This window comes from Marinobacter iranensis (assembly GCF_029207565.1).
GTDB lineage: Bacteria > Pseudomonadota > Gammaproteobacteria > Pseudomonadales > Oleiphilaceae > Marinobacter > Marinobacter iranensis.
On record NZ_JANCMW010000007.1, the window covers coordinates 219,017 to 241,611 of the forward strand.

The window sequence follows — 22,595 nt, forward strand, 5'->3', positions numbered from 1 at the left end:
ATGGTGAAGATAACCCGAGTCGGGCGTAGTTCAGTGCGCGGCCTTGTATTGGCATCGCTACTGGTGGCCGGTCAGGTTTATGCCCTGGAGCCTGAACACGAGACCCGTCGATTGATGCTCGCCACCGAAGAGGCTGTGACCGCAGAGAGCTGGGGCGAGGCGGGGGAGTACCTGAATCGTTTACAGCAACTGGAAGGGGCGAAGCCGGCGGACTATTTCTATTTCCGTGGCCGCGTGATGCTGGAGTCTGGCCATTACAATGAAGCGCAAGCTGCGCTGGAGAAGTATGTCAGCCTTGCTGGAAGTGAAGGCCAGCATTATACCGACGCACTCAAGCTGATAACCGATGTCGAGAAGGCACGTCAGCAGGAGAGTGTGAGTGCTAATGGCAGTGGGGCCGGTACATCGGAACAGGTAGCGATTATCGAGCCGGCCGGCGATCAATCGCTGGAGAAGTTGAGGGAACTCTATCTCGCGGACTCAAACGCCGAAGCATTGGTTATCCATGCCAATACGCTCCTGGACGTTGCGGGCTGGCGGGAAGACCAGCGAGTTGTACGGTTGGACCGTCCTGCGGATGTGTCCTATCGGATCGATAAACGCAATGACATCATCAGTATTCAGGAATCTCGTCGTGAATCAGGCGGCCGCGTCGTCAGGACCACCGAATCCTTGGGCGTGTTTGGTGTTAATCCGCAGATTGAGTGGAACTGCGAAAGTTCTACGGTCAGTTGCTGGATTTATGACCCGCGAGACGGTTCCCGGTTGATGAAGCTGAGCCAGGACCGTGAACGGGCGGAAGAAATTGCCCGTACCCTTGGTCGCCTGATCCGGACTATGCAAAGCCCGGATCAGTCCCGCAACTGACCCCGTTCACCCTCGCGATAGGCCCCGGGGGTGACGCCTGTCCACTTTTTGAAGGCGCGATGAAACGTGGAAGGCTCGGTAAATCCGACCCGAAACGCAATATCATTAATCGGCAGGTCCGGCCGGGACAGGTAGTAAATGGCCATGTCCCGACGTAACAGATCCTTGATCTCCTGAAATGAAGTGTTTTCCTGCTTCAGCCTGCGGCGGAGGGTCTGGGGGCTGGTATGCAATTCCGCTGCAATCCACTCGAAATCGGGCAGGGAGCGGGCAAAGTCACGGCCAATCAGGGCACGGATGCGGCCGGTAAAGGTGTTGCTCTCATCCGGCCGCGACAGCAGGTCGGCCGGTGAGGTTTTCAGGAACTGCCGCATCTCCGACCTGTCGCGAATCACCGGCGCCTGAAGAAATCGCTTGTCGAACGTCAGCGCCGTCTCGTTGGCTTCGAACGACAGCGGGCAATGGAATATATGCCGGTATTCGTCACCATGGGGCGGGCGAGGGTAACTGAACTCCGCCTTCAGAAGTTCCACCGGTTGCCCAATCAGCCAACTGCCCAGCCGGTGCCAGATCACCAGGATGCTTTCCCGGAAAAAGTGCATCGGGTCGTGGATATCCCCTTCGATCACCGTGACCAGGCGGGCGGCGGTGTCTTCTACCTCCAGTTCCATGGCCACCATGGGGTCGAACAAACGGCAGAATTCGAACGCCTGGCGGTAAACCGCTTCCAGGTTAGGGCAGTCAATCACCAGCGCACACATGGTCGCAAAGGTGCCGGTGCGGCAGCGTCGCGGGCCCAGGCCCATGAACTCATCTCCCATCGCGTTCCACGTGACCTGCATCAGCCGGCTGTATTGGGTGCTACTGACGCGGGCCATCTCGATCCGGAGCAGGTCCGGTGAAATTCCGGCCTCACGCAGCATGGCCCGGGTATCAAGCCCGGCCCTTTCGGCGCCAACCAGCGCGGCTTCCACGAAGTGTCTGGAAACGGTGAGTTCCGACATGTCATCCTTTATCCTTGCTGAACGAAGCCCATCATAAAACCCCCCGGGTACAATGCAACCACCACACCGGCTGCAAGCTGGAAGAAATGGCCAATTGGATTGATGGAACCGGCAGTTGGCCCGGCGGGGAAAACAGGGCAGCATCAGGCTGTCATAACAACCGAAAAGGAGTATTGCATGCCTGGCCCGCTAAGCCACCTCAAGGTTCTGGACTTCAGCACACTGCTGCCCGGCCCCTACGCCACCATGTTGCTGGCGGATATGGGCGCGGATGTGTTGCGAGTGGAAGCCCCCGGTCGTCTGGACCTTACCCGTGTCATGCCCCCACTGGAAGACGGCGTGAGCACCTCCCACACTTTTCTGAACCGGGGTAAACGCTCTCTTGGCCTCGACCTGAAAAAGGAAGGCAGTGCAGACCTGGTCAAACAGTTGGTGAAGAACTACGACGTTGTGATCGAACAGTTCCGACCGGGCGTGATGGACCGGCTTGGCATTGGTTACGAAACCCTGAAAGCCATCAACCCCAGGCTAATCTACTGCGCCATCACCGGCTACGGCCAGACCGGCCCCTATAAAGACCGTGCCGGGCACGATATCAACTACCTGTCGCTGGCCGGTGTGTCCAGCCACTGTGGCCGCAAGGAGACCGGACCACCCCCGCTGGGCATTCAGGTGGCTGACGTGGCTGGCGGTTCGCACCATGCCGTTATGGGTGTCCTGGCGGCGGTGATTCACCGGCAGCAAACCGGAGAAGGGCAGTACATCGACATCAGTATGACCGATGCGGCCTTTGCCATGAACGGTATGGCTGGAGCAGCCGCACTGGCAGGAGGCCAGGAACAGAAGCCGGAAAGCTCCATGCTCAATGGTGGCACCTTCTATGACTATTATCAGACGAGTGATGGCCGCTGGCTGTCCGTCGGCAGCCTGGAACCCCAGTTCTCCGACCGGCTGTGCGATGCCCTCGATATTCCCGAAATGAAAAGCTTCGCTCTCAGCCAGAAGCCGGAACACCAGCAGACGATACGAGAAGCACTGAAAGCCGCCATTGCCCAGAAGACGCTGGAAGAATGGGAGAATGTTTTCTCAGGCGTGGACGCCTGCGTTGAACCTGTATTGACGATCACCGAGGCAGCCGGGCACCCGCAAATGAAAGCACGCAATATGGTGATTGACGTGGCGAAAGGAGATGGAGCTACCCAGAAGCAGATCGGGCACCCGATCAAGTTCAGTGTGACGCCCTGTGAAAGTCTCTACACTGGGCGCGTATTGGGGGCGGATAACGACGATTTCTGAGAGGCCTCGGTTGGTGCGGGAGCCAGTTTTACATTATTGCGGCCATCGGCTTTCGCTGCATACAGCGCCTGATCCGTGCGCCTTCGAGTGGCGTCTGAGGCAGCACCAGCAGGAATTCCTCCCCACCATAACGGCCGAAGCAGTCGATCGCTCGCAGCCCTTCCGTCACCGAGCGGGCCACCGCCTGCAGGATCGCATCCCCCGCCTGGTGCCCGTAAGTGTCATTCACCGCCTTGAAGTGGTCAATATCCATCAGGCAGATGGAAAACGAGCCCGGCATCCGGCTGTACCGATTGCATTCCTCGGATATCACCTCGAACAACCGACGGCGGTTGTAGACACCGGTCAGGGCATCCACGTTTACCAGCTCCCGGATCTGCTCCATGGCTTCGCCCAGTTCAAGGTTGCGTTGCCGCAGCTTGCCCCGGAGGCTACTGATAAAGCCGCCAATGACTGTGATTTCCGCCATCACCAGGGCAAAGGCAACGGTTTGCAGGATTTCCAGCTCACTGTTGAGCACTTCAGGTCGATACAGCCATAAGCCCAGGTGGAGGACACCATAGAAAGCGAAAAACCAGAGCCCCACCACAACAAACTGGCGCGTCGTCAGGGCGAGGATGCCGTAGAGCATGGGCACAATGGCAATCAGCAGGAACACAGCGCGGGCCTGGCCCGCATCAAGAAATGCCATCACCCAGAGAGCGGGGAGCAGCGAAACGATCATCTGCACGGATGTCATGCTGGGATCGCGGAATTTCAGATTGCGGCCAGTGTGAATCAGATACCAGACAGTGCCGTTAATCAGGAGGCTGAACACCAGGAATTCCCCTGCCACCCTCAGCGAAATCATGCCCTGTACCCAGCAATACACCACAATACTGAACGTTACCATGTACGAGGCAAACGACATGGCAAGTCGCCGAAGGCGAAGCTTCTGCTCACGGTTTACGGCATCTGACGTTGAACCCGTTATCTGGGCGTTTTCGGAATCACTCATGGGCTTCTTATTGGCATTTCGGTGGTGAATTCGACCGGGCGCAGCATGGATAGTGACATGCCGTTTAATAAGGATATGTGAAATAAATCATAATGCCATCCGAATAAAAATGAATCTCCCCTCAGTTCTTAGCGGTGCGTTGGTTTGTCTGCTAATTTGTGAGAGTGAGTCACCTTTGGCTCATTCATAACAATCACAATGGATAAACAACTATGAAATCGCTTCGCAAACCTTTCAGGAGCGCTGAAAAAGGCGCATTGAAAGCTGCCGGAGTAGCGCTGGCCAGCAGCTTTCTGATTGCAGGATGCTTCGATGGTAGCAGCTCTTCGGATTCCGGTAGTTCCGTGAACGAAAAGCTTTTCCCGGCGGACGGCAAATTTGAGGCAACGATAAGGAGGACAACCAACGGGGTTCCGCATGTGAAGGCGGATGACCTTGCTTCTGCGGCGTTTGGCGCCGGTTATGCTCAGACCCAAGACAATGTTTGTTTGCTTGCAGAGGCCATCGTCAAGGCCCGTAGCGAACGGGCCAAGTATTTCGGCCCCGGGCCCAATGATATCAACATCATCAACGATTTTAGCTACAAAGCACAGAAGATACTCAGTGGAGCTGAAGAGGAATATCCCAATTTGAGTGCGGAAACCCGCGCCATGATTGAGGGCTTTACTGCCGGTTATAACAAGTACGTGAACGAAACACCGCCAGGTGATCTACCGGGAGAATGCCGCGATCAACCCTGGGTGAAGGAGATCACCCCGGTAGACCTGTTTGCGCACTATCGCATCGTTGGCCAGTATGCCAGTGGCGCGCTGTTTGCCACCGGAGCCGTATTCGTTGCCGTGCCGGATGGCGAATCGCCCCTGCCAACGCCGGTAGCAAACATAACTGGCACTAAGGGCCAAAAACAGGAAAGTGACCTGAAGCGTATGGTGGCGAACGCCCGCATAGGAGCCTCAAGCCAGACCGACTTCCAGGACATCGGTCTGGGCAGTAATGCCTGGGGTATTGGCGGCGACATGTCGGAGCAGGGCAAAGGCGCTTTACTGGCCAACCCACATTTTCCCTACACAGGGCATCGCAGGCTCTACCAGGTTCAACTGACCGTTCCGGGGTATCTGAACACCAATGGCGCAGGCCTGCTGGGCACGGCCATTCCATTGATCAATTTCAATGAGAATCTGGCCTGGTCTCATACCGTAACCACCAGTCGTCGATTCACGCTTTACGAACTCACCCTTAAGGACGGTGACAACTTCACCTATATAAAGGATGGCGTGGAGAAGCCGATCACCTCCGAGACCTATCAGATTGAGGTGAACACGGGCGGGCCGACACCGTTGGTGCTGGAGAAGACCTTCTACTTCTCTGAGTATGGCCCGATGCTGGCCGCGGATGCGGTCACCGGCGGTGCTCTCCCGGCCTGGGGGGCCAGCGGAACGGCATATACCTATCGGGATGCCAATGCCAGTACTGAAAAGCTGCTCGATACGTGGTTGCAGATGAGCAGGGCATCCAATCTGGATGAGTTCCAGGCTGTTTTTGAAAACTGTGGCACAACGTTCTGGACCAATACCACCTACGCCGACGATCAGGGTAACGCTTATTACATCGACAGCAGTTCCGTGCCAAACCTCTCGGGTGCTGCGCTTGCGGTGGTGGATTTCAAACGTGCGGTCAATGCCGGCTACAATCAGTTGTTCAACAATGGTCTGACCCTACTGGACGGCAGCAAATCCCGCGATGATTGGGTTGAAGGGGAGTGCAGCGGTCTCGTACCGTTCGAGCAACGTCCCCAGATGGTCCGTACGGACTGGGTTCAGAACTCCAATGACAGCTATTGGTCGACCAACCCGGATCAGTTTCTGACGGGCTTCTCGCCGCTCTTCGGCTCTGAGGAGACTCCGCTCAACCCGCGGACCCGCATCGGGATCTCGATGCTGCAGAATCCGATGGATGCCGGTTTCGCTGATCGCGCACCGGCGGGTCAGGATGGAAAGTTCGGGGCCATTGATCTCATCGAAGTCATCTACAACAACCGTACCTGGTACACGGATATGTTCCTGGAGGAGCTCAGATCTCGATGCACAGCGATCGGAGCGACCCCCGTCAACCTGTCTGCTGGAGGTACGCGCACTGTCGATACGGCATGTGACGTGCTGCAGAGCTGGGACGGTGTTTACAACACCGACAGCGTTGGTGCTCACGTATTCAGGGTGTTTATTGCCAATTACCGGGAGGACTTCGGGACGGATCTAACTGTGCCGTTCGACGCAGCCGATCCCGTCGCGACACCGTCAACCCCCTCGGCAGCCAATGCCGGAACCGCTGACGATACCATGTTGATTGCGCTGGCGGATGGTCTGGAGGCTCTTGATTCCGTCAATATTGCCTACGACTCACCTCTGGGAGACGTTCAGTACTACCAGCCTACAGGTGGTGTTCCACCGGGCGGCACACCAATAACTCTTGGTAATCCGTTTCCATGGCATGGTGGGGATGGCTCCATTGATGGTGCCTTTAATGCGATTGGTGTCGTGACGAGCCCGGTTGCAGAAGACACGGTCTTTCCGAGGATTGCTCCTAACACTATCTCCAACACCGCAGGGCTCTCCGACCAGTCTGGTGAGGGATGGCAGATGGCCAGAGGCACAAGCTGGCACTTCGGCCTGGAGTTTACAGAGCAGGGGCCAGTGGCCTACGGGCTGACAAGCTACTCGCAGTCGTCTGATTCAGATTCGACCCATTTCAATGACCAGAGCCTGCGGTATTCTGAAGAGGATTATCGCCAGTTCTGGTTTGATGAGGCGGACATCGAGGCCAACCTCTTGGCCAATGGAGAAATAACGATCACCAATTGATGGTGGTTGCCAAGAAGAGGTGATAGTGCGAGCGCGGGCAGATTGAATTTGCCCGCGCTTTTACTGTGTCCATGGAAATCAAGGAACAAAAAAGGGGTGGCCTCTGCCACCCCTTTCTATATCTACTTAAGTCTTCAGTCTTGTTGGACGATCTCAGTAATATCAGGATCCGTTCCGGCGTCAGGAACGACCGCTGTTCCCATTGCACTTATCACTGTGGCGGTCTGGGTGACCATCTCCGTGAACACCCTTACATCCAGTTCCCCACCCTGGGGCAGGACAGGAGTGCCGTGAGTGCCGGCGAGATAGCGGGTGATAGCGGCGTTGTCCAGAGGAATCGGTGTTCCGCTACCAGTAACGGCCGTTGCTCCGAGAAGCTCCGCGAAAGGCTCAGTACCGGACAGATAAGCGTCAAATGCCCGACCCAGAGGGTTGGCTAGAGGGTCATTCGGGATGACCTGATCGCCGTTTACCTGTGACAGCAATACCGGGCTACCAGAGGCATTCAGGCTAGCTGCAAAGTTGATCGGATCTGCAGAGTCCAGTGCGGCCTGGAATACGTTGAAGAACGTTTCCAGGTTTGCGTCACCTTGCTCAAGACCGGCCGCGGCCTGGAGCCCACCCAGAATCTGGGGGGCGAAGGCCGGAGAGTTCTCAAGCAATCTGACAATGCCAGCGCCCGGAGTGAGGAGCTGGGCCGCAACGATGTCGTCGTCCGGGTTGCTGCTCTCATTGGCAACCGCAACAAACGGTGCGCCGACAATGGTGCCCAGAGAGTGACCTGCGAAGTAGACGCTACTTGCGTCGAGATCGGCGCCAGCCGTGCCGTCAAAGTCCAGCCCGCCGAGGGAGGCGCGAACGTTCAGCAAGTCCACAATGGCCTGACGGTTCTTGTCACGTGAGTTCGTGAAGTTGGTCAGGTTGATGAACAGGCTTCCAGACTCACCAGAGGTTGCAGTCATCGCAGTCGGCATATTCGCAGCGTTTGCGGTGAAGTCGAAGTGGCGCTCGTTCTCGGTCTTGGCAATACCGGGAACCGTTGAGCCGGCGTTTGCGACGGTGTTCTCAAAAGAGCGTAAAGACCGAATGGCTGCGTCCAGAAGCGGTGCCTGATCTGCCGGGACGCCAAAGTCTGCGGTTGAACCGCCACCCACAACCGCGGTCACGACAGTGCTGGCGGTTGCTGCATCCACGCTGAGTGCACCTGCAGTAAAGCCTACCGCGATCTGACCCGCGATCACTGCATCGATATTGGCTTCTGAAGGCGCCAGAGAGGCAGGTAGTCCGCCTTCCTGACCGGAGGCCAGCAGCTGTTCGGCCAGGCCTTCCTGATCAGCTGTGCTGAACGGAGTAACACCGTGGAGCGGTTGGTCAATGACGACCACGGCCACTTGAGAGTTGTGGGCCAACGCACTACCAAAGGTAAGCGCAGCGCTGCGGTCGGTGGTAATGCCGTGCATGTACATGACAGTTTCCAACGGCGTGCTGCCATCGTAGCCAGCCGGGTAGAAGACCATAATCGGCACGGTAACTTTCTGGGTTTCAGCCGGGAACGGGAAACGATAGTTAACAACCTGGCTGACGGTCGGATTTGATTGGGCCAGTGAAACACCCAACTGATCTCCGGCAGCCGCGGCCAGAGCCGCATTGGCGGTCCAGCTTTGGGTGTTAATGACTGAGCCTTCTGCATCGGAAGAGCCGGTTGGCACGCCGAGGTAATAGGGCAGGTCGATTGTACCCTGAACCAGATTCACCTGGCCGAAATCCACAAACTGGCCGGCAACGGCGGAGACCTGGGTTACGTCTTGTGGTGTTCCAAAGCTGGCCGTAGAGCTCTGATCTTCCGGTGTCGGTAAAAGGTTTGCTGTGGTGAAGGCACCAACCAACCCGTCAGCCTGCGCATCGGCGGTTGTATCAGCAGCCGCTACGGCATTGTTGCCAATGGTGTAGAGAGCGAAGAAATCGGTTTCTCCACCTTCACGTGCGTCAGTGACGGCGTCGAAGCGAACCGAACCAAGGATGGTCTCCTTGAAGAATGCCTTTGGATCAGCAATGTATTGCAGAACGCGCTGATCGTTGGATGTCGTGAAGCTGTAAGACATCGCAATGTCGTCTTCAGTAAGGGCGTTGCCCGGGCGTGCCTGGTTCGGAACACCAAAGAAGCTGGCGGCGACTTTCTCCCAGAAGCCGTCAACGATTTGACGTACCGGTGCCAAAGCAGTCGGGTTGCCCAGGACAGCATCTGGATCAGACACGTCGGTATACAACGGTGAACTGATAATCGGATCACCGTTAATGTCCAGCACTTCGTTTGTCACTACAACGATGTAGCGCTTGAACGGGTTGAGAGGCTTGGTCGGGTTGATTCGGATAGCTGAGTCGCCGTCCAGAGTCACGACTTCAGCAACATAGTCCGGAGATTGCGCAAGGCTTCCCAGATAAGCACCTGCCTGTGCCTGGTCGCGGCCACTCAGGTCTTGGGGCGCTGCACCAGCGGCCACCTGTGCAGTGATGGCCAGAGGAATGGTGGGTGATTCACCCGCACCAAGACCTCGGACTGGGTCGCCGCCTGCGTACTGGAGTTCAATCAGGAAAACGTTTTGGTTCGGGTTTGGAATCAGGCTGGTTGGATCGTTCGGATCCGCAAAAATAAAGGCTCTTGAATCCACGGAATCAGCATCAATTTGTCCGTTGAACTGAACCACCGGCGGTGCAACGGTCGACGCGCCACTGAGTTGATTCAGTGCAGTTGTCACGGGCGGTGATGAGTCTGCAACGCTGAAGGAACCGTCGGCTTCGCTGATTGTGGTGGCCGGGTTGTCTGAACGGAATATCAGGTCATTTGGTATCGGAAGGTCACCTGTAATCGGATTGAACAGTGGCCAGGTCCTACCATCGGTTTCTGGATTGCTGATCTGATAATCGGGATTCGCATTACTGGACCCTGAACCAGCGCTGTCAAAGCAGCCTGTCAGTCCAACGGAAGAAGCCACGGCAAGACTTATTAGAGTTTTCTTGAACATGGGTGGAACCTTTTCCTGTTGTTGTGTCGTTATGTTCGGCAGCTGACGGGGCCGGTCTGGCCCGGTAAACCCGTTGTCAGTGGCCTGGTTTGCTTAGCTGTTGTCTGAAATTCTGGCCAGCGCTCTGTGCCAATTTCTGTAACTCTGACTATAGCGGCAGTAAGGCAACAGTTGATCGCTCTAAAGTGTGATTCTGACCATTGGGAGCCCACCCGCACGGTCGGAGTTCGGCTTCATTGAAAAATAGTTGGCCCTGGGGCGTTTGTCGAGTTCCCCCAGGGCGCCGGTAGCCAGCCTAGCTGAAGTTCGAGAAGTCCGGTTTCCGCTTCTCCGTGAAGGCCTTGATGGCTTCGGCGTTTTCCGGGGATTTCAGGCGTTCTGCGAACAGTTTTCCTTCGGCCAGCATGGCTGTTTTGAGCTCTTCGCCGTTGGCCCGGTTCAGCAATTCACGGGTGGCACGGACGGCAGCCGGTGGCTGGGCTGCAAGCCCTGCGCACGCTTCCAGGGCTGTGGTTTCGGTTTGTGACGGGTCGCACACCTGGTTGATCAGGCCCATGCGCAAGGCGTCGTCCGCAGTGAAGGCACCACCCAGCATCAAAAGCTCTGCGGCGCGTACCCGACCGAGCCAGGAGGGCAGCAGCAGGCTGGAGCCACCTTCCGGGCACAGGCCGAGGTTGGCAAAGGGCATCTGGAAGCGGGTGTTGTTGCCCGCGAACACCATGTCACAGTGCAGCAGCATGGTGGTGCCAATGCCCACGGCCGGGCCATTTACCGCTGCGACAATGGGTTTGTTGGTGGTGGCCAGCAGGAACAGGAACCGGCCGACGGGGGTGTCTTCAAATTCACCCGGCAGGCCAGCGGCAAAATCGCCCAGGTCGTTGCCGGCGGTGAAGCAGTCTTCGCTGCCGGTATAAAGGATGCAACGAATGTCGCTGTCGTCCCGGGCCTGTTCAATGGCATCGCCGAGGGCGGTGTACATGTCATGGGTGAGGGCGTTCTTGCGGTCCAGGCGGTTAATGCGGACGGTAAGAATGTGATTGTTCTTTTCAGTGAGGACGAGGTTGGTCACGGTGTCTCCTGCGGTGTTTACTTCGAAGATGGCAGCGATGTTACATTTTTTCGGGACCGTTTAGCCAAGATTCCCGCCAAAAACCTTGGCCGTCCGTCTGATCCCTCGTTTTTGGATTTTCTGGTAAACTTCGCGCTCCTGTTTGAGAACCCCTATCTATAAACCAGACCTGATGAGACGCCTATGACCACCGTAATCCGCCAGGACGACCTGATTGAGAGCGTAGCGGACGCGCTGCAGTTCATTTCCTACTACCACCCGAAAGATTTTATTCAGGCAGTGTACGAGGCCTATCAGAAGGAAGAGTCTCAGGCAGCCAAGGATGCGATGGCGCAGATACTGATCAACTCCCGCATGTGTGCCCAGGGTAAACGGCCGCTTTGCCAGGACACGGGCATTGTGACGGTGTTCGTGACGGTGGGTATGGACGTGCAGTGGGACGCTGACATGGCGCTGGACGACATCATTAATGAAGGCGTTCGCCGGGCCTATATGCACCCGGACAACGTGCTGCGCGCCTCTATCCTGGCGGATCCGGACGGCAAGCGCACCAATACCAAGGACAACACGCCCGCGATCATCCATTACAAGATTGTGCCCGGTAATACTGTGGACGTTCACGTCGCTGCCAAGGGCGGCGGTTCTGAAGCCAAATCCAAATTCGCCATGCTGAATCCCTCTGACTCGGTGGTGGAGTGGGTGCTGAAAATGGTTCCGCAAATGGGTGCTGGTTGGTGCCCGCCGGGTATGCTGGGAATTGGGATCGGCGGTACCGCCGAGAAGGCGATGGAACTGGCCAAGGAATCCCTGCTGGATCCGATTGATATTCACGACCTTCAGGCCCGTGGCGCCTCCAATCGCTCAGAAGAGCTGCGCCTGGAGCTGTTTGAAAAGGTCAACGAGCTGGGCATCGGCGCCCAGGGCCTGGGTGGCCTGACCACGGTTCTGGATGTAAAAGTGAAGGATTACCCCACCCACGCCGCCAACAAGCCGGTGGCCATCATTCCCAACTGCGCCGCCACCCGCCACGCCCACTTCGTGCTGGACGGCTCCGGCCCTTCACTGCAAACGCCGCCGAGCCTGGAAGACTGGCCGGAAATCACTTGGGAGGTGGGTGACAGCGTCCGCCGCGTGAACCTGGATACGGTCACCCCGGAAGACGTGAAGGACTGGAAGCCGGGCGAAACCGTGCTGCTCTCCGGCAAGATGCTGACCGGCCGCGACGCTGCCCACAAGAAGATGGTGGACATGATCGAGCGCGGTGAAGAGCTGCCAGTGGACCTGAAAGGCCGCTTCATCTATTACGTGGGCCCGGTCGACCCGGTGCGCGAGGAAGTGGTCGGCCCCGCTGGCCCCACCACAGCAACCCGTATGGACAAGTTCACCCGCACCATGCTGGAGAAAACCGGCCTCACCGGCATGATCGGCAAAGCCGAGCGCGGCCAGGTGGCCATCGACGCCATTCGCGAGTTTGACGCTGTCTACCTGATGGCGGTTGGCGGCTCTGCCTACCTGGTGTCCAAGGCCATCAAGCACGCGGAAGTGGTTGCGTTCGAAGAGCTGGGAATGGAAGCCATCTACGAGTTTGAGGTGGAAGACATGCCGGTTACCGTGGCGGTGGACTCAAAAGGCTCCTCCGTCCACCAGACCGGCCCGGCCGAGTGGCATGAGAAGATCATTGCCGCCAAGGCGGTCTGACACGCTTAATCGGGATTACGACGAACAACTGATGTTCAGGTGCTTCCCCCAGTCCGGGGGAGGCGCCGCGTACTCTTCGAACTCCGGCTGTTCATCGAACGGCTTTTCCAACACCTCCAGCAGTTCCTTCATCGGCTTGTAGTCACCGTTCTGCGCTTCCAGAATCACCTGCTGGGCCAGGTAGTTCCTCAGGATGTACTTCGGGTTCACCTTGCGCATCTGGTATTCCCGCTCGTCATGGGCGCGGGTTTCTGACTGCAGACGGCGCTCGTAACGCTCCAGCCACTCATCCGCCACGCTGCGATCCACGAACAGATCCCGGATCGGCGAAGAACCTTTCGATGTGAGGTTGGACAGTCCCCGGAAGAACAGGGTGTAGTCCACATGGTGCTCGTGCAGCATGCTGAAGGTCTCCATGATCAGCCCCAGATCGGACTCGTCCTCAAGAGCCAGCCCCAGCTTGTCCCGCATGTTTTGCAGGAAACGTTCGTTGTAGGCAACCTCGTAACGCCGCAGCCCCCGCCGCACATCGTCTTCCTTCATCACGGGAAGCAGTGCGTTCGCCAGGTACTGGCAGTTCACGAAGCCGATATTGGGTTGGCGATTGTAGGCATAACGGCCACCCTGATCGGTATGGTTGCAGATGTAACCGGCGTCGAAATCATCCAGGAACGCGTAGGGGCCATAATCGAAGGTATCCCCGATGATCGACATGTTGTCGCTGTTCATTACCCCGTGGCAGAACCCCACCGCCTGCCAGTCCGCGATCATCCGCGCCGTGCGCTCAACCACCTCCACAAACCAGCGCTGGTAACGCTCGTCCTCCGGCAGGTCGATCAGGTGAGGGAAGTGCAGGGCAATCACATGCTCCATCAGGGTTTTCAGCGCCTCCTCGCCCTCATGATGCGCCGCAAACTCGAAATGCCCGAAACGGATGTGCGTCTCCGCCACCCGCATCAGCGCCGCCGCTGTCTCAATCGACTCCCGCCGCACCGGGTCCTTCGCACTCACCATAAACAACGCCCGCGTGGTACGAATCCCCAACGCCGCCATCGCCTCACTGCACAAATACTCCCGAATGGTCGATCGCAGCACCGCCTTGCCATCCCCGAACCGGGAATAGGGCGTCATCCCCGCCCCCTTCAAATGCCAGTCCCAACGCCGCCCGTCGGGACCCACCGTCTCCCACAACAACAGCCCACGGCCATCACCCAGCTCCGGGTTATACATCCCGAACTGATGCCCCGTGTACTTCATGGCCACCGGATCCATCCCCTCAAGCAGCCCCGTTCCCGCACCCACACCGGTCCAGTCCTCCGGATTCTCCGAATGAAATCCCATCTCCGTGGCCAGACCATGGTTAAAACACACCATCCGCGCGTCCTTCAACGGCGTTGGCTGCACCCGGGTATAGAAACTGTCCGGTAGCTCAAGGTAGCGATGCTCGACTTTAAAACTGTTGCTGCTCATAACACTAGTGTCCCAGATAACCCAAGCTCACACCAAACACACTGGCTTCCAACACCTATACTCCAATTGGTATAAAACCTGCAAAACCAAAAACAAACCAACAGGGAACCAACATCGTGTCCGCACCCGATCTGACCACAACCATCAAAACCCTGATCAACCAGGAATCCCTCCCGGACGCCTATGCCGACACCGTCAAAAAGACCATCCTCCCCCTGGCCCAACACCTCCACAGCCTCCGACAGGACCGGGCCGGGCCCATCGTCATTGGCATTCACGGCGCCCAGGGCACCGGAAAATCCACCCTGACGGTATTCCTCAGGGAACTGCTGACGAAGCATTACCGCATCCCCACCGCCAGCTTCTCCCTGGACGACCTCTACCTCACCCGCGCCGAACGGGAAAGACTGGCAGAGGACGTACACCCGCTGTTTATTACCCGGGGCGTTCCCGGCACCCATGATATCGCCCTGGGCCAGCAGGTCATCGACCAACTGAAAGCCGCCGACTCAGGCACCGAAACACCCATCCCCGCCTTCGACAAATCCCGTGACGACCGCAGCCAACAATACCAATGGCCGGTATTCCGGGGTAGGGCGGAGGTGATCCTGGTCGAGGGCTGGTGCATGGGGGCAGTACCGGCGGCGAGTGACGAGGAACTGATGGAACCGGTCAACGAACTGGAGCGGTCAGAAGACCCGGAGGGCACCTGGCGCCAGTACGTCAATCGCTGCCTGAAGGGGGATTACAGCCGGTTCTTCAGCCAGGTCGACAGCCTGATCATGTTGCGGGCGCCTTCCATGGAATGCGTTCTGCAATGGCGCACTCTCCAGGAGCACAAGCTCCGGGAAAGGATGAGCTGCGCACCAAAAGAGGGCGGTGCTCGCAGTGGTGCCGCACAGCCATCGCGCATCATGAGTGATGAAGAGGTTGTTCGGTTCATCATGCACTACGAGCGAATCACCCGCGCCAGCCTGGAGGAAATGCCGGCCCGGGCGGATTGCGTGATCAACGTGGGCGAAGACCACAGTTTTGGTGAACCGCTGATCCGTCAGCGCCAGTAGAGGACACAGCCATGCCCAAACCCCGCCTGCTTCTGTTTTCTGATCTGGACGGCACCTTGCTGGACCATGAGAACTATGACTGGTCCCCTGCAAAGCCCGCGCTGGCGCGGTTGGCCGCAGCGGAGATCCCGGTGGTGCTCAACTCCAGCAAAACCGCTGGCGAGATCCGCGCCGTCAGGGAACGGTTGGGCAATAACGCCCCTTTTATTGCTGAAAATGGCGCCGCAGTGGTCGTGCCCGCGAACTGTTTTGGACCGGGCCCCGAGCAGGTGCAGAGTTTTGGGGCATCGCGGGCGCAAGTGCTGGCGCTGTTGCGGAAATGTCGGGAAGCGGGCTTCCGGTTCCGGAGTTTCTCCGACATGAGCCCGGCTGAACTGGCCAGCCATTCCAACCTCTCGGAATCAGAAGCAGAACTGGCGAAGGACCGAGCAGGTACAGAGCCGCTTTTGTGGGAAGGGGACGAGGATTCACTGGCCCAATTCCGCCAGAAACTGGGCGAACACAACTGCCGTCTGGTGCAGGGTGGGCGCTTTCTCCATGTCATGGGCACCTTCGATAAAGCCGATGGGGTCCGGTTCTTGCTAAAAAAATATCAAGAGCATTACGCGGGGGACCGGTTGATTGCCATTGCACTGGGTGACAGCCCCAACGACCAACACATGCTGGAGGAGGCTGATATTGCGGTCATTGTGAAAGGCGTGCAGTCAGACAGCGTATCGCTTCCCTCCCAGAGCAGGGCGATCAGGTCCATCAAGGAAGGCCCTGCAGGCTGGAACGAATGCGTACTGAATTTGCTGATTGAGTACGGTTACTGAAACCCGGTATTGAAAATAGGGAGCTCCACCATGGGCGACTTTTATCAGAACGGCATCATAACCACACTCCACAACCTCTGCCGGCGGCCGGTGGAAGAGCTGGAAGCGGAACTGATGAGCTTTCGCAAGGCGCGGCCCATGTCACTGGTGTTGCCATCGCTGTATTCAGAGCTGGAAGGCCCTGCCCTGAAGAACATTGTGAAGGAACTGGCAAAGGTGCCCTACCTGGAGCAGATCGTCATTGGCCTGGACCGGGCTGATGAGCAGGAGTATCGCCACGCCCTGGAGTACTTTTCCGGATTGCCCCAGCACGTGCGGGTACTCTGGAACGATGGCCCAAGGCTGCGGGCCCTGGACCTTCAGCTCCGGGAACAGAACCTGGCGCCCACGGAGATGGGCAAGGGCAGAAACGTCTGGTACTGCTTCGGGTATGTGCTTGCGTCGGGAATGAGCAAATCCGTGGCTCTGCACGATTGCGACATACTCACCTATTCCCGGGACCTGGTGGCCCGGCTGATCTATCCGGTGGCCAATCCCAACTTCAACTATATGTTCTGCAAAGGCTATTACGCCCGCGTGGCGGATAGCAAAATGAACGGCCGGGTCAGCCGCCTGCTGGTCACGCCACTGATCCGCGCCCTGAAGAAAGTCTGCGGTCCCAGCGATTTCCTGGACTATCTGGACAGCTACCGCTACCCATTGGCGGGCGAATTCTCCTTCCGTACCGATGTGATCAACGACCTGCGCATCCCCAGCGATTGGGGGCTGGAAGTGGGCGTGCTCTCGGAGATGAAGCGCAATTACGCCACCAACCGCCTGTGCCAGGTGGACATTGCCGACACCTACGACCACAAGCACCAGGAGCTATCCCCGGAAGACGCCAGCCGTGGCCTGTCCAAGATGAGCACCGACATCAGCAAGGCCCTGTTCCGCAAGCTGGCCACCAATGGAGAGATTTTCTCCAACGAAAAGTTCCGTACCATCAAGGCGGCGTATTTCCGCATCGCGCTGGATTTTGTTGAAACCTACCAGAGTGATGCCGTCATTAACGGGCTGAACTTTGATCGCCACAAGGAAGAGAAGGCGGTGGAGCTGTTTGCCCAGAATGTGATGCGGGCAGGGGCCTATTTCCTGGATAACCCCATGGACACGCCTTTTATTCCAAGCTGGAACCGCGTCACCAGCGCCATTCCGGACATCAAGGAACAGTTGCTCGACGCCGTGGAGCTGGATAACGAGGAATATCGCTGATGCGGACCGAACCGGAGCACTAACCATGAGCAACACCCTGCACCACAAGCTCGCCACCATGCTGGACGTGGTCTATCCCGCTATTGATACGGGTTTCCTGGCGGATCAGCTGCTGAAAACCATGGGGCTGGAGCAGGACACCCCCGCGCCACCGGCCCATCAGAACAACTGGGATGAGGCCGATGTCATGCTGATCACCTACGCGGACACGGTTCAGCGCAGCAATGAAAAGCCCCTTCAGACCCTGTTCCAGTTTCTTGAGGACTGCCTGAAGGATACGGTCTCGGCGGTGCATATCCTGCCGTTCTTCCCCTACAGCTCGGACGACGGCTTTTCCGTCATGGACTACCTGGCCGTCAACGAGTCCCACGGCGACTGGGACGACATCGAACGCATTGCCGGCAACTACAAACTGATGGCGGACCTGGTCATCAACCACATGTCGGCCCGCAGCCGCTGGTTCGAGAACTTCAAAAAGCGGATTGATCCCGGCAAGGATTATTTTTTCGAGGCCCGGCCCACGGATGACCTGAGTGCCGTGGTTCGTCCCCGTACTTCGCCCTTGCTCAATGCGGTGCAGACGGACGATGGCGAGCGTTACGTGTGGTGCACCTTCAGCGAAGACCAGGTAGACCTGAACTTCGCCAACCCGCAGGTGCTGAACGAGTTTGTCGGCATCATCCGTTATTACCTGGAGCGTGGTGTGAGCATCTTCCGGCTGGATGCGGTGGCCTTCCTGTGGAAAGAGGTGGGCACACCCTCCATTCACCTGCAGCAAACCCACGAACTGATCAAGATACTGCGCCTGCTCATCGAGCATCACACGCCTCACGGTGTGGTCATTACCGAAACCAACGTTCCCAACCGGGAGAACCTGACCTATTTCGGCAACGCCAACGAAGCCCATGTGATCTACAACTTTTCACTGCCGCCACTGCTGATCAACACCCTGGTCACCGGTAACTGCCGGCACCTGAAAACCTGGCTGATGAGCATGCCGCCGGCCCAGATGGGCACCACCTACCTCAACTTTGTGGCTTCCCACGATGGCGTCGGTTTGCGCCCGACCGACGGCTTGCTCACGGATGAGGAGAAGTTGCGGCTGATCAATACCATGGAATCTTTCGGGGGCAAGGTGTCCTACCGGCGCACGCCAGACGGCAAAGACCAGCCCTATGAAATGAACGTGGCACTGTTTGATGCGCTGAAGGGAACCGCGGAACGGGGCGCGGATCACTGGCAACTGCACCGGTTTATCTGCGCCCACACCATCATGCTGGCCCTGGAGGGCATTCCCGCGTTCTATATTCACAGCCTGCTGGGCACCGAGAACGATCATGAGCGGGTGGAGAACACCGGGCGGCTGCGCTCAATTAACCGTGGCCAGTGGAACCTGGACCGGCTGGAGGCAGAGCTGGCGGACCCCCTGAGCCATCATCACAAGGTCTTCACTGAGCTCAAGCGGTTGATTGCCATTCGCCGCAAGCAGCCCGCTTTCCACCCCAATGCCACCCAGTTCACCCTGCACCTGGGGCTGCAATTGTTCGGTTTCTGGCGCCAGAGCATGCGCCGGGACCAGTCCATCTTCTGTATCCACAACATCACCGACGTGGTCCAGCAGGTGTCTCTTGGTGACATCAATTTGATCGGCACTGACCAGTGGCGGGACCTGATATCCGGCCTGAAGATCGACGACCTGTCCGGCAGCCTGACCCTCAAACCCTATCAAAGTGTGTGGTTGTCCAACCGGGAATGATGGCAGAATGCACGGATGTCATCGAACCTTCCAAACCATCAACCCCGCATCCTGCTCTTATCCGCCTACGATGCCGGCAGCCACAAACGCTGGCGTGAGCAATTGGTCGCCAGCCAGCCCGATTTCCATTGGGAGGTTCTGGCCCTTCCGCCCCGGTTTTTCCGCTGGCGGATTCGCGGCAACGCACTGACCTGGCTGCAGGAACCGGCACTCCAGGCCAGTTATGACCTGCTGATTGTCACTTCCATGGTGGATCTGGCGTCCCTGAAGGGGTTTCATCCCCATCTGTCGCGCACGCCCACGATTCTCTACATGCACGAGAACCAGTTCGCCTACCCGGACTCCGGCCGGCAGCACTCCAGCGCCGAACCCAAGATCGTCAACCTGTACAGTGCTGTTGCTGCGGATCAGGTGCTATTCAACAGCGCCTGGAATCGGGACAGCTTTCTGGTGGGCGCCTACCGTTTCCTGGAGAAGATGCCAGATGGGCTTCCTGACGGCCTGATCCATAGTATTCGTGAAAAGTCCCATGTTGTACCGGTGCCCATTGAAGACCGGTTATTTCTTGAAAGAGGCAGCGCCTTCAACCGGCAGTGTCCTCATTTGCTCTGGAACCATCGCTGGGAATACGACAAGGCGCCGGACCGGTTACTGTTAATGCTGGATGCCCTGGTGGACGCAGGCCAGGACTTCCGGCTCAGCGTGGTGGGTGAGCAGTTCCGTAGTCAGCCGGAGACTTTTGGCCAGATACACGAGCGGCACCGGGAGCGCGTTGTAAACTGGGGGTACCTGAATAGCCGGGCGGACTATGATGACCTGCTGTCGGAAGCCGATGTGGTCATTTCCACCGCGCTCCATGATTTTCAGGGGTTGTCCATGCTGGAAGCCATGGCCTCCGGTTGCATGGCGCTGGCTCCCGATCGCCTGGCTTATCCCGAGTATGTGCCGGCTGCGCAGCGATACGCCGGCCATACGGATGACCCGGCGGCGGAAGCCGAGGCAGCGGCCGGCCTTCTGAGCCGGCTATTGCATCAACCGCCAGAACCCTGTGCACCGCAAGCCTGGCGGCTCAGCAAACTGCAAAAGAAATATTACAAAGTGATCAGTGCAACCTTGGGCCCGCTGACGGTATCCTGAGCCAGACCCAAAACACGGAGTAAATGCAGATGATGAGAGCCATCAAGGTTAGTGGCGACACATTGAGTTGGGAGGCGTACGACATCCCCTCCGAAGTGCCCGAAAATCATGTGGCTATTGATATTGCATGGACCGCCATCAACCGTGCGGACCTGATGCAGAGAGCCGGTGTGTACCCGCCACCGCCTGGCGCGTCGGACATCCTGGGCCTGGAAGTCAGCGGAACCATCTCGGAAGTGGGGAAGGGCGTGAATCACCTCAAGCCCGGAGACGAAGTCTGTGCCCTGCTTACCGGCGGCGGTTACGCCACCCACGTGGTGGTGCCGGCGGTTCAGGTATTGCCGATTCCGAAAGGGTACAGCCTGGAAGAGGCAGCGGCGATTCCGGAAGTGTTTGCCACCGCGTGGCTGAACCTGTATCACGAAGCCGCCCTCAAGCCCGGCGAAAAGGTGTTGGTTCACGCCGCTGCCAGCGGCCTGGGTACCGCCGTTATCCAGTTGGCGACCGCTCTGGGTAACCCTGTGTTTGCCACTGCAGGGGATGCCGAGAAACTGGAAACCTGCCGAAAGCTGGGTGCCAGCGGTGTCTGGAATCGCAGGGACGGCTCGTTTGTCGATGCCGTAAAATCCTGGGGTGGGGTGGATATGGTGCTGGACCCGGTGGGTGGCAACTACATCGCCGAAGACCAGAAAGTACTGAATGTGGACGGCCGGATCATACTCATCGGCCTGATGGGCGGTCGCATGGCGGAAGTGGATCTGGGGCTGATGCTGATGAAACGGCATCGCCTGATCGGATCGACCCTGCGCTCACGGCCAGTGGCAGACAAGGGCGACGTAATGAGCGCTCTGTACCAGCACGTATGGCCGCTGCTCAGCGCCCGGCAGATTGACCCTGTCATCGACAGTTCCTGGCCTATCGAAAAGGCCGGTGAAGCCATGGCCTATGTGGCAGAGAACCGGAATATCGGGAAGGTGTTGCTGCAGGTGGCCGGGTAGACCTCCGTCCCTGGAGGCTTTCGGGATCAGTCGGCGATGTGCACCAGCTGTTTGCCAAAGTTCTTGCCTTTCAGCATGCCCTTGAAGGCTTCCGTGGCGTTTTCCAGGCCTTCCGCGATGGTCTCGCGATAGTTGAGTTCGCCAGAGGCAACGCGGTTGGCAAGGATGTTAGTGATTTCCTGATGCTTGTCCTGCCATTCCGTCACCAGAAAGAAGCGGTGCTCCGGTACCGGGTCCAGGGCCTTGAGTACATGGAAAGGTGTTTCCACCGAGCTCATGTCTTCCGCATTGTAGGCTGACACGAAGCCACAGATGGGCACACGTGCGCCGGGATTCAGCAAGGGTGCCACGGCGCGGGTTACGGCGCCACCCACGTTCTCGAAGTAGATGTCGATGCCATCCGGGCAGGCCGCCTTCAGGTCGGCTTCCAGGTTACCGGCCTTGTAATCCACGCAGGCATCGAAGCCCAACTCTTCCACCACATAACGGCACTTCTCCGGGCCGCCCGCCACACCGATTGCACGGCAGCCTTCTTTCTTCGCCGTCTGGCCAACCACGGTTCCGACGGGGCCAGAGGCTGCGGAAACCACCACCGTTTCACCGGCTTTCGGCTTACCCACGTACATCAGGCCACAGTAACCGGTGCGCCCGGGCATGCCAGCCACACCGAGGTAAGCCTGAAGAGGCACGCCTTCTTTCTGGTCAATTTTGTAAACCATTTCGGCATTGCCCGGGAACACCACGTATTCCTGCCAACCGGAGTAGCAGGTCACCAGATCGCCGACTTTCAGATCGTCTGAGCGGGATTCCACAATGCGTGCAATGCTCTCGCCAACGATCACTTCCCCAATACCAATCGGATCCATGTAACCCTTGGCGTCGTTCATGCGGGGGCGCATGTACGGGTCCAGCGATAGCCAAAGCACCTTGGCCAGCACCTCGCCATCCTTTAGCTTTCGTATCGGGCGCTCTTCCAGCACCAGGTCGCCTTCCTGAATTTCGCCCTGTGGGCGCTGATTAAGAATCACCGCTCGATTGGTAGTGTTGCTCACAAGTTATCTCCGGTTGCGTAATGAAACCAGATTAGGGTGCAGGAGAATCGTTTTGAGGTCAACATCCCGGCTTTGGGGATGTGGGGTTACATTCTGCTGTCTGATCGTTATAATCACCGAAGCTCAGGACGAGCCGTTTGTAGATTGACTCAAATTCCAGACATCTTCAGGGACCGAAGACATGCCCCAGGCAACCGGACTGCAGTTCACGGCCACCCTTGGCCAACTCCCCAAAGACCT

Annotated in this window: 16 protein-coding genes; 10 read left to right on the forward strand and 6 right to left on the reverse strand. The window is 58.0% G+C overall.

What is annotated here, in order from left to right; all coding sequences use genetic code 11:
* Positions 1–867, forward strand: coding sequence for a hypothetical protein (locus NLU14_RS12995; protein ID WP_275707182.1), 867 nt, complete (start codon positions 1–3; stop codon positions 865–867).
* Here the strand turns inward: NLU14_RS12995 and NLU14_RS13000 are convergent.
* The gene (locus tag NLU14_RS13000; RefSeq protein WP_275707184.1) at positions 852–1,871 is read right to left on the reverse strand and encodes an AraC family transcriptional regulator; all 1,020 of its coding nucleotides are present in this window, start codon (positions 1,869–1,871) and stop codon (positions 852–854) included. The genes NLU14_RS12995 and NLU14_RS13000 overlap by 16 nt on opposite strands.
* A 177-nt stretch (positions 1,872–2,048) precedes the next feature.
* Between NLU14_RS13000 and NLU14_RS13005 the strand changes: the two genes are divergently transcribed.
* Positions 2,049–3,167 carry a CaiB/BaiF CoA transferase family protein gene (locus NLU14_RS13005; RefSeq protein ID WP_275707186.1) on the forward strand — a complete coding sequence of 373 codons (1,119 nt, stop codon included), beginning with the start codon at positions 2,049–2,051 and terminating at the stop codon, positions 3,165–3,167.
* Between the two features lie 28 nt (positions 3,168–3,195).
* On the opposite strand, the gene NLU14_RS13010 is transcribed toward NLU14_RS13005, so the two are convergent.
* Positions 3,196–4,164, reverse strand: a complete 969-nt coding sequence (locus tag NLU14_RS13010; RefSeq protein WP_275707188.1) for a GGDEF domain-containing protein — start codon at positions 4,162–4,164, stop codon at positions 3,196–3,198.
* A gap of 212 nt (positions 4,165–4,376) precedes the next feature.
* Here NLU14_RS13010 and NLU14_RS13015 point away from each other — a divergent pair, with 212 nt between their 5' ends.
* Positions 4,377–7,022, forward strand: a complete 2,646-nt coding sequence (locus NLU14_RS13015) for a penicillin acylase family protein (protein ID WP_275707190.1) — start codon at positions 4,377–4,379, stop codon at positions 7,020–7,022.
* A 134-nt stretch (positions 7,023–7,156) separates the two neighbouring features.
* Here the strand turns inward: NLU14_RS13015 and NLU14_RS13020 are convergent, their stop codons facing one another.
* Complete coding sequence (locus NLU14_RS13020) at positions 7,157–10,045, reverse strand: hypothetical protein (protein ID WP_275707192.1); 2,889 nt, start codon at positions 10,043–10,045, stop codon at positions 7,157–7,159.
* A 295-nt stretch (positions 10,046–10,340) separates the two neighbouring features.
* Positions 10,341–11,114, reverse strand: coding sequence for an enoyl-CoA hydratase (locus tag NLU14_RS13025; RefSeq protein ID WP_275707194.1), 774 nt, complete (start codon positions 11,112–11,114; stop codon positions 10,341–10,343).
* A 183-nt stretch (positions 11,115–11,297) separates the two neighbouring features.
* Here NLU14_RS13025 and NLU14_RS13030 point away from each other — a divergent pair, with 183 nt between their 5' ends.
* Positions 11,298–12,812 (forward strand): fumarate hydratase, encoded by a 1,515-nt coding sequence (locus NLU14_RS13030; protein WP_275707196.1) that lies wholly within the window; start codon positions 11,298–11,300, stop codon positions 12,810–12,812.
* A 15-nt stretch (positions 12,813–12,827) separates the two neighbouring features.
* Here the strand turns inward: NLU14_RS13030 and NLU14_RS13035 are convergent, their stop codons facing one another.
* Positions 12,828–14,282: a protein adenylyltransferase SelO gene (locus NLU14_RS13035; RefSeq protein ID WP_275707198.1), complete on the reverse strand. Its 1,455-nt coding sequence runs from the start codon at positions 14,280–14,282 to the stop codon at positions 12,828–12,830.
* A 116-nt stretch (positions 14,283–14,398) separates the two neighbouring features.
* On the opposite strand from NLU14_RS13035, the gene NLU14_RS13040 reads away from it, so the two are divergent.
* From NLU14_RS13040 to NLU14_RS13065, 6 genes are read left to right on the forward strand one after another with little or no spacing between them, the layout of a single operon-like run.
* Positions 14,399–15,346 carry a hypothetical protein gene (locus NLU14_RS13040; protein WP_275707199.1) on the forward strand — a complete coding sequence of 316 codons (948 nt, stop codon included), beginning with the start codon at positions 14,399–14,401 and terminating at the stop codon, positions 15,344–15,346.
* Between the two features lie 11 nt (positions 15,347–15,357).
* Entirely contained in the window at positions 15,358–16,161 is an 804-nt protein-coding gene (locus tag NLU14_RS13045) for an HAD-IIB family hydrolase (protein ID WP_275707201.1), read from the forward strand.
* 30 nt (positions 16,162–16,191) lie between these two features.
* Positions 16,192–17,412 carry a glycosyltransferase family protein gene (locus tag NLU14_RS13050; RefSeq protein ID WP_275707203.1) on the forward strand — a complete coding sequence of 407 codons (1,221 nt, stop codon included), beginning with the start codon at positions 16,192–16,194 and terminating at the stop codon, positions 17,410–17,412.
* A gap of 25 nt (positions 17,413–17,437) precedes the next feature.
* Positions 17,438–19,168, forward strand: coding sequence for a sugar phosphorylase (locus NLU14_RS13055; RefSeq protein ID WP_275707205.1), 1,731 nt, complete (start codon positions 17,438–17,440; stop codon positions 19,166–19,168).
* A gap of 15 nt (positions 19,169–19,183) precedes the next feature.
* Complete coding sequence (locus NLU14_RS13060; protein WP_275707207.1) at positions 19,184–20,305, forward strand: tRNA-queuosine alpha-mannosyltransferase domain-containing protein; 1,122 nt, start codon at positions 19,184–19,186, stop codon at positions 20,303–20,305.
* A gap of 32 nt (positions 20,306–20,337) precedes the next feature.
* On the forward strand, positions 20,338–21,303 hold the full coding sequence (locus tag NLU14_RS13065; protein ID WP_420845066.1) for an NAD(P)H-quinone oxidoreductase: 966 nt from the start codon (positions 20,338–20,340) through the stop codon (positions 21,301–21,303).
* A gap of 26 nt (positions 21,304–21,329) precedes the next feature.
* Here NLU14_RS13065 and NLU14_RS13070 read toward each other — a convergent pair whose 3' ends face one another.
* Positions 21,330–22,355, reverse strand: coding sequence for an NADP-dependent oxidoreductase (locus NLU14_RS13070; protein ID WP_275707210.1), 1,026 nt, complete (start codon positions 22,353–22,355; stop codon positions 21,330–21,332).
* Positions 22,356–22,595 lie beyond the last annotated feature (240 nt).